We start from the raw sequence: 13165 nt of genomic DNA, 5'->3' as shown, positions 1-13165 counted from the left end.
TATTTTAATCTTGTAAAATTCAGCTAATTTATTATTTTAACTTTTTATTTCATATTATAGTAATCTACATACCAATTTGAAAATCTTTGTAACCCTTCCTCTATTGAAGTTTCTGGCTTAAATCCTACAGCATTTTGCAGCAAATCTGTTGACGCATATGTAGCTGGAACATCTCCCGGTTTAATAGGCTCAAATACTTTCTCAAATAATACCTCTTTGCCTAGAGCGTTACTTAAACATTTTTCCAAAGTTTCAATAAAAGTCATTAGTTTCTCTGGATTATTGTTTCCAATATTGAATACTTTGTGAGGGACATTATTTCCACCAATTGAAGGATTAGGAAGTAAACGTTCAATTCCTTCTACAATATCATCAATATATGTGAAATCCCTATATAAGTCTCTCTCAAAATCACCGTTGTTAAAAATCTTAATTGGCTCATTTGCAAAATACTTGTTCGCAAAACCAAAGTAAGCCATGTCTGGTCGTCCCATTGGTCCGTATACTGTAAAGAATCGAAGTCCTGTAGCTGGAACGTTATATAAGTGGCTATAAGTATGAGCCATTAATTCATTAGATTTCTTAGTTGCTGCATAAAGTGATACTGGATGATCAACAAAATCACTTTCTTCAAATGGAACTTTCTTGTTCGCACCATACACAGAGCTTGAAGAAGCATATACTAAATGATCTACCGGATAGTGCCTGCAAGCTTCAAGAATATTGTAGAAACCAATAACATTGCTTTGCATATATACATCAGGGTTTTCAATTGAATAACGTACCCCTGCTTGAGCAGCTAAGTTTACTACAACGTTAGGTGCGTACTCTTTAAATACATTCGTAAGAGCTTCCTTATCGGAAATATCTATTTTTAAAAAAGTAAATTTCTTATATGGCTCTAGCTGTTCTAAGCGGGTATGTTTTAGTTTGACATCATAGTAATCATTGATATTATCAATTCCTATAACTGTACATCCTTCCGCTAATAATTTCTTAGACAAGAAGTAACCAATAAATCCTGCAGCACCTGTAATAAGGTATGTTTTATTAGTGTCTAGTTGATTGTAGTTCACGTTTATTCGTCTCCTTTATGTTTTGTCTTTCTACTGTTTTTCTTCCAATAGAATGGTACTCTACTTCTGCTTGTTCCATTTCATCTACACTATAGATATTTCTTCCATCATAAACTAAGGAGGTTCTCATTAGCTTTTTATACATGCTTGGGGTAACTTCTTTTACTTCCCCCCACTCTGTAAAAATAAAGCAAACGTTGGCATTTTTAATTGCCTCTTCAACATTGGATACATAAGTAATACTACCTCTTCCATGGCGACCTTCGGGATGTACCTTCGCAAAATTGTTTGCTCCAACGGGGTCAAATGCATAAATGTCTGCACCTTGTTCTAATAATAAAGGTATATTTTCAAGAGAAGCAGCCTCACGTAAATCGTCCGTTCCCGGTTTGAATGTTAAACCTAGTACAGCAACTTTTAGACCATTAAATGTAATAAGGCGGCGGCTTGCTTTTTTATAAAGCATTGTTTTTTGCTCTTTATTTACATTAATCGCAGCTTGTACTGTTTTTAACTCGTAACCATTTTGTGTTGCAAGGTAATCTAAAGCTTTTGTATCTTTAGGAAAGCATGATCCTCCAAAACCAATACCTGCATTTAGGAATTTACTACCGATACGCTCATCAAAACTCATTCCTTTTGCAACGTCTTGAATATCAGCTCCTACTAGTTCACAAAGATTCGCAATGTCATTCATATACGAAATTTTCAGTGCCAAGAAGTCATTTGAAGCATACTTAATCATCTCAGCTGATCTTCTGTTTACTGAGACAATTGGGAGATTAAATGGCTTATAAATATCTTGTAAAAGTTCCTCTGCCCATTTACTTTCCGTTCCAATAATAACTCGTTCTGCATGTAATGTATCATGCACTGCAGATCCTTGGGCTAAGAATTCCGGGTTTGATGCTACTTCTACTCTTACATCGTTCACTAAAAAGTCTTGAATAAATTGCTCTACTTTATCATTTGTGCCAACTGGAACTGTAGATTTTACTACAACTAAGCAATCTTTTTCTACTGATTCAGCAATTTGTCTTGCGACTGTGGCAATATAAGAGAGGTTAGCTGATCCGTCTGGTTGTTCTGGAGTTCCTACACCAATAAAGATAGCATCTGCATCCTTATAAGCAGATTGATAATCTGTGGTGTAGTGCAATCTTCCTAACTCATAGTTTTTTACCATTAAATCTTGTAAATCAGCTTCATAAATTGGCGAAATGCCCGATATCATAAGTTCTACCTTATTTTGATCGATATCTACACATGTTACTTGATGGCCCATCTCTGCAAAGCATACACCTGCTACTAGACCGACATACCCTGTGCCTGCTACAGCTATTTTGTGCATAAATATACTCCTCTTCCCATTATAATCTTGAATAAAAGATTTCCTTTTTTCACGTAATCAATTCAATTTGTTAAGTATAAGCTTTTTTCCTAATAAAATAACTTCCTTTCTCATATTAGAGAAAAGCATTAGCATACTAAAATAAAGAAAGATGCAGATAACAATTGATATTAGATCCCACAATACCCCTGTATATATTCTTCCTAATAGATACCCTATTCCCCCCATAACTAGAGAAGAAATAACTATAGGTAACACATTCTTTAATGTTTTCATAATAGATATTTTAATAGCCAATTTCATGATAAGGAAGTGGACAATTATAAACTGAAATCTAACTATCGCACGAGCATAAATTAAAATCCAAAAACCATACCTAGCACTTATAATACACACTGGAATCAGTACTATGAGGTGTAGAATTTGTGCTAATAAAGATAATTTCGGTTTCCCTTGGGCCCTATATACTTCACTACAAAAGTGACCGAATACAATCATAATTGAGCTTGTTAATGCCCAGATTCCTATTATTTTACTAGCTTCTTTCCACTGACTCCCTAAAAGAATATCTGTTGCTAGGTCACTATAAAGATAGATCCCAATGCCTAGGGGTAATATTAATATGGATATCATTCTTTGCATTTTAAAATATAAATTAATGAATCTGTCATTATCATCTTGTAACCTGGACAATGCCGAAAACATTACTGGAACAATGGAGGCAGTTACTAAACTCATTATTGTGTTAACCATAGTTGTTGAGGTTTTATATATTCCTAAAAAATAATCACTTAACAAACTACCAATAATGAATGTATCAACCCATGTTGTTAACCAAATGGAAAAAGCTTCTCCTAAAGACCAAATGCTAAAAGATAACATATTCTTTAATATACCTATATTGTAATAAGCTTTAGGCTTCCAATTAGATTTAACAGTAAGTACTATGGCGTTAAAAACTTGTGTGGAGATAGTTCCTATAATTATTGCCCAATAGCTCATACCTAAAAGTGCTAAGGGAATGGTGATAGCTATTGGAACAAAAAGAGCAAAAACCCTAACAAAAAAAAGGGTTTTAAAATTAAAATCCCGCCTATATAGAGCTAGTTGAATACTTGAAAAGGAAGTAAGTGGTAGTTGAATGCACGCTAGTGTTATTACCCTTCCCAATCCTGGATTTCCTACTACTGCAGCTATATTTCCACTAAAAGTAGCTATGATGCTCCAAAGTAGCAACGACATGAATAGATTTGTCCAAAAAGCAACATTAGCATAATTATATTTATCAGAATTACTTTTAAATTCGTATTGTATCAAGTATTTCTGAAAACCTGCATCAGTAAACATATCAGCAAAGCTTATAATCATTGTGATAGTAGCTATGATGCCAAATGCCTCTGGTGCAACTATTCTAGCTAATATTATATTGGTGAGTGGAATAACTAACTTTGCTGCTATTTCAGTCACGGTTGACCACTTAGCTGCATTAAAGATTTTCGTTCCAAATTCTTGTTCTTTCAATATACATTTACCTCTCCTATTATTTCAATTAGCTAGTATTAGAGAATTACTTAATTCCATTGTTAAGTAATCTAATATAGTCTTTATCGCTCAACACTTGGAAGTTTTAGCCAAGTGCCTATTGTTTCCTCAAATTCTAACGGTCTAACTTCTCCCATGCCACTTTGATGAAAAAAGGTAATCTCACCAAAAATTATTTTTTCCTGGATATAGTAAAAATCCACTCTAGCATGTGGGAAATCAGCTGACAATTTTCTACTTAAATTAATCATTTCATTCAATTTCTTTGGTTTATTAACTTTAATTTTATTTTCTCTAGGATAAGAAATCTCCTCTTCCATCAAATTCCAATTTAAATCATATAAATTTCTTCTTGTTTTCTTTTTATCAGTTATACTAAAATCTACTGTTATGAATTTTGGTTCTCCATTAAAGCAAAAAAAGCGAAAATCCTGAAGTTCATCTCCATTTCCTTGCTCTATAAACTTTTCACATACTATTCTAGGTTTAATATCCTTATACACCCATTCTCGACTCTGTAAATAATAATTTGTTCTTAACCATCTTTTCATCTGCTTAAAAGCTTTCTTCCAATCAATAACTTCTTTATTTTTGCAAATGAGGTTAAAACCTGAGCCATGAGTGCCTTTTAAAACAAAAGACTTCGGTAAGTTATCTACGTTTATCTCTTCAACATTTTCAAATATCCCGTAAATTTCATTAAGATATTTTGACCCAATTCTTTCTTTTACAAACTGTCTCACCATATATTTATCTGCACATTGAGTAGCTAAAGAGTTATTCCAATTTAACTTTAACCATTGCAGTTTATCATTGAATTTAGTAGGATTATTTAATTCTAAATCTCTATTTAATCGCTTTTTAAATCTAGTTCTTATTAAATTGACGTCTGAGATAAGATATTTGTAATATAATTTATTAATGTTGTCATTTATATTGATCACTATATGACTACTTTTTAAGATGTTTTTTATACTATTCATTCATACTCTCCTAAGAATCTAATATGTTTTTATTAGCTGAGATATATTCCAATATAGTAGTTTAGGAATGAATTAACTAATTAAACTATAGTAAGATTTGCTACTCTACTTGTGTATTTACTCAGTCTTTACTGCATTTCGCTTCCTTTTTAGTTCTATATATATTATAGAGCTAATAAGTACCATCATAGTCTGGAAATATACTGAGAAATAATATACAAACCCTGAACCTAACATAAGAATTAATAATAAACAAGAATACACAAGTGATCTAAATTCCGAGAATTTTATAGATCCATTAATTATTTTTAAACAATGCATAAAGTATATTGCATAAAAACCAATGAATCCTATAATACCTGTGTTCATTAATATTTCAATATAATTATTATGAGAATAAGCTCCAAAATAATATTGCGATGAGTAAACACCATTTCCTATAAATGGATGATTCCTGAATGCATCCATTCCTTTCTCAAACATATAAAACCGTGCGTAATCATCACTACTTGAGGATTCATCGCTAAAGAGTTTCAAAAATTCTTCAATGCGTAGCTTTATTGTTGTAAAGAAAGGAAACTTCATAATAGCCCAATATATTAAGGATAAAACACAAATTGCTATAAATACCATTAGTACTTTCTTGCCAATGCTATTACCTTTCTTAGTAATAAAAAGAATCGCTGTTCCAACGAATAAAATTATAATAGCTTTCTTTGATCCTGTGAGTAGTCCCACAGTTGTGCATAATAAACAAGCTGCTATATATATCCCTTTTATTTTGACCTTTTGTTCACTAATAAGATAGATAGCAAATACTGTAGCAAACATACAGTACATGCCAATATTATTAGAATTACCAATATCTCCTCCAATTCTAAAGGCGGTCCTTGTACTACCAGTATAATTGGAAGCCATTGTAAACATACCGAAGCCATAATAATTAAATGTCTTCAGTGAAATTGCTACCCCAGCCCATACAAATAACTTTATTAATTGGTAAATTTTATATCTACAATCTATATAGTTCGTTAATATGAATATTATAACTAAACATATGCCATAGTAAGTTAATCCATATTTACCACTTACCGGAGATGGTGTATATAGATAAGATACAAGTAAAATTATACCGTATACCAAACTAGCAATGAAAAAAGGGGATAGTATGACCCTTTTTTGAAGAAGTATATAAGTAGTGCCTAGAATAATTAATAATAATAATAAACCATCATAAACAATTCTAACTTCTCCACTCTCAAAAAATAGTACATAGCTCATTAAATACAGATATATATTAATACCTAGAAGACTATTAATGTTAATACTTGCACTTTTCTTTCGAAGAATGTTCATATTTAATTAAATTCCTTTTTCATTATTTCGAAGAGTTTTTTAAGAATCCTTCCCACTTACTAAACACCTTATGAGGATCTAACTTCTCAAAAATACCTCTAGCATTACTGCCCATTATTTCTCTCTTTTTTTCATCCTTTAATAAATCTAATAAGGCTTTAGTTAGATCTGCTTGATTACCTACGGGCACCAGAACCCCATTTTGACCATCTTTAATCAGGTATCTAGGTCCTCCTGAAGTGCAATCCGTACAAATACACGGAAGTCCAGTTGCCATTGCCTCCATAAGGGAGTTAGGCATTCCTTCCGAATCTGATGGAAGAACAAATATTTTACATTTATCTATTTCTTCAAGGATATTATCACTCGCTCCCATTAAAATTACTTTTCCCTCTAAATTTAACTGTTTAATAAGAATAAGTAACTCCTCTCTTAAATTTCCTTCTCCATATATTCTTAACTTATAATTTGGAAAGTCTTTTAATACTTCCTTAAAACTTCTAATTAGCAAAGCCTGATTTTTTTGTCTTGTAAGTCTTCCAACTGTTACAATGCTATTCTCTCTCTTCCCATCTTCTGTCTTTTCTTTCATATCCAATGTTAATGGATTAGGAATGATCATTGATTTGGAAATAATAGACTTAGAAAAGAATTCTTGAGCCTCTTTAGTCTGGAAAACTACGCCATCAGCAAATGGATAAAGAATCTTCCTTAAAATCCTAAGATATGTGCCCGAAGGATGAATTCTTGGATCATTTCTTTCAGATATAATAATAGGTATTTGTTTAAAGAGGGTAGATATGATTGTAAGTATATTAATATGAGTCATAAACGACATTACTACATCAGGAGATAAAGTCTCAATTTGTTTTCTCAATAAACTTATTGCTTTAACCTTACTTCTAAAATTCAATCCATTAACAATATGAACGTTATCATGTAATGGATAACATTGCTCTTTGTTATAAAGGGTTATTAACGTCACATTATGATTATTCTCACTTAAATGATTTGCTAAATTACACATTACCCTTTCTGCTCCACCAAAACTAAACGCTCCCATTATAAGAACTATTTTCATCTGCTTCTCCTCATAAAACTATTCTACAAAGTTGACCAATTAATCTATAACTACAAGATTCCTTAATTTACTATAGAACTCTGTTCTTCTTTTTGTAAGATTCTCTTGTGTATACTCTCTTGCTACTTCAATATTAGTAGCGCTCATTTGATTCAATTCCTCTGGATTATTTATTAACCTAATAATCTCTCGGGCAAAATCATTACTATTTTTTGGAGAGAATAAGTATTTTTGATTAAGTAACTCGGGAATACCTGCTATTGGAGTTGAAAGGCAAGGGAGTCCTACAGCTTGAGCCTCAATTATACTCCGAGGTAGACCTTCCATATATGTAGGCAATACAAATAAGTCACTGGTAGTTAAACGATTTAAAATAGCTTCTTTACTATTGAATCTCCCAATAAAGTCTATATACTTATCAACTTTTAACTCTTTAGCATATTGCTCGAAGTTTTTCACAGCACTTCCATCACCGATAAAACAAACTTTAACCTCATATCCATTCTCTACAATATATTTTACCGCTTCTATTAAAGTTTTATGTCCTTTAGTATTTCCATTAATAGAATTAGCTACATGAATTATTTCAAATGTCTCATTACTATTAGGATATTCCTTAGCTTGTCTAATGTACTCTGATTTAAGATCAATTGAGGAGTAATAACTTTCAAAATAACGAATACTCTCTCCTTTTATCCTAGAAGTACTAGGGTATCTTTCTTGAAGATAATTTTTTGTAACATAGGATACTCCATTTGCTTTTTTTATTAACCGATTAAACATTTTTATATTAAACCATTTAAATATGTGTCTAACGCTAGTAAAAGTTTCTGGATCATTAACAACCTCTACAGCAATTGGCTTCCTAAAGTTTTTTGAAAGAATGTAAGAGAAATAACTTTCTATCTGAGCTATTCTAAAAATACAACAGTCACAATCGTCTGCAACTCTTCTATATCTTTTAATTAATTCACCTATATTCAATATCATTTCTTTCATACCTTTATACCAAGGTAACTCATAAATCTCTATTCTCTCGTCGTCTAAAGCAATATACTTGTCCTTATCCAGTTTCTTCACGTACTTTGTTTTAGCAACGAAACGTACTTCTTCAAATACGTTTAAGTAGCGTTGAAAAAATTCATTATTATAGATTGTAGGTGTATAATATTTACCTTCAGGTGTTTTATACAGATGGGCATTTCCTACAACAAGAACTTTCATATATCAATCATCTCCTATACATAACAGCCTACAAATAACTTAGAATGTTATAAATTTTCGTGCCACACAGTCCTTTTCACATAATCTGTATAGGATATAATTATTCTCAACACCTTATCAGACACATTTGGCATACTATAGTCTTTTACCTTTGATAATGTATACTCACTTTGATATTCCAAAACCTTTAGGCCTTGTAATATCCTTTCCTTTGTTAGTCCTACCATCATTACCGAAGCCTCTTCCATTGCCTCTGGTCTTTCGTGAGTCTGTCTAATATTTAAGGCTCTAAATCCTAAAATTGAGGATTCTTCGCTAATAGTTCCACTATCGCTAAGTACTACTTTTGAATCTATTTGTAACTTAACATAATCATTAAATCCCATAGGCTTTAAAACTTTTACCAAACTATGGAACTCGATACCTTTAGTCTCAATCATCTTCTGTGTTCTTGGGTGTGTACTAATTATAACTGGTATATTATACAGCTCTGCAATATTGTTTATACTATCTACTAAATTAAAAAAGTTTTTGTCTGAGGATATATTTTCTTCTCTGTGAGCTGAAACTACAAAATATTTACCTTTTTTCACATTTAATTGATTTAAAATATCAGTTTCTTCAATATCTAATTTTCTAGACTCTAGTACTTCAAACATCGGACTTCCAGTTTTTATAACTCGATCCGCTGGCAAACCCTCTCTTAATAAATAGTCTCTAGCGATATCACTGTAAGTTAAATTAATGTCTGCTATATGATCAACAATTTTTCTGTTCGTTTCTTCAGGAACACGTTGATCAAAGCATCTGTTCCCCGCTTCCATATGAAATATTGGAATATGTCTTCTCTTTGCAGCAATAGCACATAAACAACTATTAGTATCTCCTAACACCAATAAAGCATCTGGCTTTATCTCTTCTAAAATAGGATCCACCTTAATAAGAATATTACCTATCGTTTCAACTGCAGTTCCTGTAGCTGCATTAAGGAAATAGTCGGGTTTCTTCAAATTAAAATCTTTAAAAAAGACCTCATTTAATTCGTAATCATAGTTTTGTCCAGTATGAACAAGAGTATGGTCAATTGCGTTTGATTCTTCTAATTTATTAATTACAGCTGAAAGTCTAATAATTTCCGGTCTAGTACCCACAACTGTCATAACCTTTAATTTCTTCATTTGTTATACCTCCAAATAATAAGTATCCGGCTTTTCGGGGATGAAAAGTTCATTTGCCCACATAACTGTTACCATATCAATCTCGCCTAGATTTTCAATGTTATGTGTATACCCAGTTGGAACATCAACCACTTCCATCTTTTCTCCACTTACAAAGTATTCGATGACCTTTTCTGAATCAATTTTTCTAAAACGGATAACACCATGTCCACTTACAACTAAGAATTTTTCATTCTTAGTATGGTGCCAGTGATTACCTTTAGTTATTCCTGGCTTAGATACATTAATAGAAACTTGTCCTCTATCTACAGTCTTGATAAATTCTGTAAACGATCCTCTTTGATCCATATTCATTTTTAAATCATAGCTAAATTGATCTTCCGGTAGATAACTTAGATATGTACTATATAATTTCTTTGAAAGTGCATCATTCATGTTTGGTATAGAACGTTCTTCACGACTTTTCTTAAAAGATTTTATAAGTTCTACAATTTCACCTAAAGTAGCAGTGTGTGAAGTAGGAACTTCACAGAAGTTACCTAATATATTTTGATTATTATCTAAGCCACGAATTAACTCTTCAACTACATCATCTATATAAACTAGATTCATACTTGCGCTCGAATCATTCACCGTAATAGGTAGATTTCGTGCAATGTTGTAGCAAAATGTTGCAATTGCACTATTATAATTTGGTTTACACCATTTTCCAAAGACATTTGGTAGACGATAAATTAAAGCCTTTGAATTACTGTATTTAGCATGGGTGAAAATTAAATCTTCTGCTGCTCTTTTACTACTGCCATAAGCATTGTCTAGCATTGCTTGAGTAGAGGAAGCAAAGATAACGGGACAACCATTTTCATATTTCTCTAGAATGTTTATCAATGTAGAGGTAAAACCTAGATTACCTTCATCAAATTCCTCTTCATTTTGTGGACGATTTACTCCAGCTAAATGGAACACGAAGTCAGCCTTCTCACAATATTCTTCTAGAAGTGTATAGTCTGTGTCTCTGTGACATTCTAGAATATCTTTATAATTTCTATTACGAAGTTCTGCTACAAGATTTTTTCCAATAAACCCTTTTGATCCAGTAACTAGTATCTTCATGACTTGTTCCAACCTTTCAACTCGCTTTGAACGTAATCTAAGGCTAGTAACTTATCTTTTATTTGTTCTACATTAAGTAACTCGGTGTTATGAGAATTATACTCTTGATCCTGAGAAAGATCATGACTTCCTTCTGCAAAGTACTTATCATAGTTCAAATCTCTATTGTCAACCGGAACTCTAAAAAAGCCTCCTAAATCTGTTGCTATTACATACTCTTCTCTAGTAAGGAGCGTTTCATAAAGCTTTTCGCCATGTCGTGTCCCAATTACTTTAATTTCATTGTCTACATTAAATAATTCTTTTAGTGCTTGAGCCAAGTCCCTAATTGTACTTGCCGGAGCTTTCTGAACCATAATATCCCCAGCATTTGCGTTATGAAAAGCGAATACAACTAGCTCTACAGCTTCTTCTAGGCTCATTAGGAATCTAGTCATATTAGGATCCGTTACTGTAATAGGTTGTCCACTTTTGATTTGCTCAATAAATAATGGAATAACCGATCCCCGTGACGCCATAACATTTCCGTATCGTGTGCCACAAATGAGTGTTTTGTCTGCTGGAACCGTCTTAGATTTTGCAACAAAGACTTTTTCCATCATAGCTTTTGAAATTCCCATAGCATTTATTGGATATGCAGCTTTATCCGTGGACAAACAGATTACCTTCTCAACTCCATATTCTATCGCTGCAGTTAATACATTATCAGTTCCAATAATATTAGTTTTTACTGCTTCTATAGGAAAGAATTCACAAGAAGGAACTTGTTTTAAAGCTGCTGCATGAAAAATGTAATCAACGCCATGCATAGCATTTTTAACACTAGACGAATCCCTTACATCTCCTAAATAAAATTTCAACTTATCGTTCTTATATAACTTTCTCATATCGTCTTGTTTTTTCTCATCTCGAGAAAAAATTCTAATTTCTTTTAGATCTGTATCTAAAAATCTGTCCATAACAGCGTTACCGAAAGAACCGGTACCTCCGGTAATAAGTAAAGTTTTATTTTCAAACATTTCACAGTACCCCTTTATCTATTTAAAGTGCTTCATAATTATATTGTAAGAATGTGTAGTAGTATAATTTTTTTCTAAATACGTTCGAGCATTTTCTCCCATCTTTTCTCTCAAATTTTTGGAACATAGTAGAGTTATATTAGAGTTAAAAGTTTCTATGTCCCCACTCTCGCTCCACTTTCCAAAATCGCCTTTTTGGATAGTATCTCCAATATCTGTATTAACATCTGTTGCTGCTAAAACAGGCATAGATGCTTGCATGTAGGATAATAATCTAGAAGGAAAGTTAGGAATGGTAAATCTTCTATCTAGAAATATTAATCCAACATCACATGAATTTGCTAGAATCTCATACTCATTTTTTGGTAATTGTTCAAATAATTGAGCATTTTCTAAGTTTGTTTTGTTAAAGTAATTTTTTAATTTATTAAATTCCGTTCCCGAACCTGCTATTATAAAGTAAACCTGTTCATTCTCTTTGTGAGCATTTAGACACTCAATTAAAAAATCAATTCCTTGTGGTTTCCCTAAATTTCCACCGTACATAAACACTGTCTTATCTAGTGGAATATTATATTTCTCTCTAATTTCTCTTATTAAAGTTGCATCTTTTTCTAACTGTATCGGTTCTATACTATTTGGACATATTTCAATTTTTGTATTGGAAATATCAACGTTATTTTTCAAAATAAAATCTACATTTGCCTGTGACATACACCCAATAAAATCTGATTGTTTATATAGTTTAGTTTCCTTCCTTCTAAAATACTTATAAATTGGGTTTGTTGTACTAAGCATTTTAAGGTCTACCGCATTTTGAGGAAATATATCTTTTAGGAGAAGATATGATTTTGCATTGTCTCTCTTTTTTATATAACCAATTACCTTTTCAAAAGTTATAGGAGGTGTAGAATAAATCACTAAATCAAACTTTATATTTTTCAAAAATCTTTTAATGTATTTTAGGTATAGTCCCTCTATTCTTAATGTAGAGACTCCTTTTTCGATAATATTAGTTTTAGTTATATTGCCTATTCTAATCCTTAAAAACTTAACTCCATTCTCGTTCACATATTCTGTAGGTTTATTAAGTCTCTTCTCGTTTGGGCTTACCACTACTACGTTATGCCCTTCATCACGAAATTTTCTTAATAAATCTGTATATAAACCCTTATCCTCTATATTATTTAGTTTTCCAATAGATAAAAACAGTATGTTCATTCTTTTCCCCTCAAAACTCTA

General features: G+C 31.9%; 11 protein-coding genes. All 11 read right to left on the bottom strand.

What is annotated here, in order from left to right; translation table 11 throughout:
- Window positions 1-44: 44 nt before the first annotated feature.
- Window positions 45-1076, bottom strand: coding sequence for an SDR family NAD(P)-dependent oxidoreductase (locus MKX72_RS05715; RefSeq protein ID WP_155008344.1), 1032 nt, complete (start codon window positions 1074-1076; stop codon window positions 45-47).
- Window positions 1051-2427, bottom strand: a complete 1377-nt coding sequence (locus tag MKX72_RS05710) for a UDP-glucose dehydrogenase family protein (RefSeq protein ID WP_155008345.1) — start codon at window positions 2425-2427, stop codon at window positions 1051-1053. Before MKX72_RS05710 ends, MKX72_RS05715 begins: the two co-directional genes overlap by 26 nt.
- 57 nt (window positions 2428-2484) lie before the next feature.
- Window positions 2485-3948 carry a lipopolysaccharide biosynthesis protein gene (locus MKX72_RS05705; RefSeq protein ID WP_155008346.1) on the bottom strand — a complete coding sequence of 488 codons (1464 nt, stop codon included), beginning with the start codon at window positions 3946-3948 and terminating at the stop codon, window positions 2485-2487.
- A gap of 83 nt (window positions 3949-4031) precedes the next feature.
- Window positions 4032-4952, bottom strand: a complete 921-nt coding sequence (locus tag MKX72_RS05700; protein WP_155008347.1) for an ATP-grasp fold amidoligase family protein — start codon at window positions 4950-4952, stop codon at window positions 4032-4034.
- 117 nt (window positions 4953-5069) lie between these two features.
- On the bottom strand, window positions 5070-6308 hold the full coding sequence (locus tag MKX72_RS05695) for an O-antigen ligase family protein (protein ID WP_155008348.1): 1239 nt from the start codon (window positions 6306-6308) through the stop codon (window positions 5070-5072).
- A 22-nt stretch (window positions 6309-6330) separates the two neighbouring features.
- On the bottom strand, window positions 6331-7389 hold the full coding sequence (locus MKX72_RS05690) for a glycosyltransferase family 4 protein (RefSeq protein WP_155008349.1): 1059 nt from the start codon (window positions 7387-7389) through the stop codon (window positions 6331-6333).
- A gap of 39 nt (window positions 7390-7428) precedes the next feature.
- Window positions 7429-8613: a glycosyltransferase family 4 protein gene (locus MKX72_RS05685; protein WP_155008350.1), complete on the bottom strand. Its 1185-nt coding sequence runs from the start codon at window positions 8611-8613 to the stop codon at window positions 7429-7431.
- Window positions 8614-8660: 47 nt separating this feature from the next.
- Window positions 8661-9791 (bottom strand): non-hydrolyzing UDP-N-acetylglucosamine 2-epimerase, encoded by a 1131-nt coding sequence (gene wecB / locus MKX72_RS05680; RefSeq protein WP_155008351.1) that lies wholly within the window; start codon window positions 9789-9791, stop codon window positions 8661-8663.
- Between the two features lie 3 nt (window positions 9792-9794).
- The gene (locus MKX72_RS05675; protein WP_155008352.1) at window positions 9795-10904 is read right to left on the bottom strand and encodes a capsular polysaccharide biosynthesis protein CapF; all 1110 of its coding nucleotides are present in this window, start codon (window positions 10902-10904) and stop codon (window positions 9795-9797) included.
- The gene (locus MKX72_RS05670) at window positions 10901-11923 is read right to left on the bottom strand and encodes a polysaccharide biosynthesis protein (RefSeq protein ID WP_155008353.1); all 1023 of its coding nucleotides are present in this window, start codon (window positions 11921-11923) and stop codon (window positions 10901-10903) included. The genes MKX72_RS05675 and MKX72_RS05670 overlap by 4 nt, the downstream gene beginning before the upstream one ends.
- Before the next feature lie 18 nt (window positions 11924-11941).
- Entirely contained in the window at window positions 11942-13144 is a 1203-nt protein-coding gene (locus tag MKX72_RS05665; RefSeq protein WP_155008354.1) for a glycosyltransferase family 4 protein, read from the bottom strand.
- Window positions 13145-13165 lie beyond the last annotated feature (21 nt).

Origin of the sequence: Priestia sp. FSL R5-0597, from assembly GCF_038006305.1 — a bacterium.
Classification (GTDB): domain Bacteria; phylum Bacillota; class Bacilli; order Bacillales; family Bacillaceae_H; genus Priestia; species Priestia zanthoxyli.
The sequence above is the reverse complement of the archived record's forward strand: the minus strand, read 5'-3'. Positions and strand labels throughout refer to the sequence as shown.

Excerpts from the sequence above, each read along its gene's own strand:
- MKX72_RS05710 (WP_155008345.1), bottom strand. The coding sequence starts at position 2,427 with ATGCACAAAATAGCTGTAGCAGGCACAGGGTATGTCGGTCTAGTAGCA.
- MKX72_RS05700 (WP_155008347.1), bottom strand. The coding sequence starts at position 4,952 with ATGAATAGTATAAAAAACATCTTAAAAAGTAGTCATATAGTGATCAAT.
- MKX72_RS05695 (WP_155008348.1), bottom strand. The coding sequence starts at position 6,308 with ATGAACATTCTTCGAAAGAAAAGTGCAAGTATTAACATTAATAGTCTT.
- MKX72_RS05690 (WP_155008349.1), bottom strand. The coding sequence starts at position 7,389 with ATGAAAATAGTTCTTATAATGGGAGCGTTTAGTTTTGGTGGAGCAGAA.
- MKX72_RS05685 (WP_155008350.1), bottom strand. The coding sequence starts at position 8,613 with ATGAAAGTTCTTGTTGTAGGAAATGCCCATCTGTATAAAACACCTGAA.
- wecB (WP_155008351.1), bottom strand. The coding sequence starts at position 9,791 with ATGAAGAAATTAAAGGTTATGACAGTTGTGGGTACTAGACCGGAAATT.
- MKX72_RS05675 (WP_155008352.1), bottom strand. The coding sequence starts at position 10,904 with ATGAAGATACTAGTTACTGGATCAAAAGGGTTTATTGGAAAAAATCTT.
- MKX72_RS05670 (WP_155008353.1), bottom strand. The coding sequence starts at position 11,923 with ATGTTTGAAAATAAAACTTTACTTATTACCGGAGGTACCGGTTCTTTC.
- MKX72_RS05665 (WP_155008354.1), bottom strand. The coding sequence starts at position 13,144 with ATGAACATACTGTTTTTATCTATTGGAAAACTAAATAATATAGAGGAT.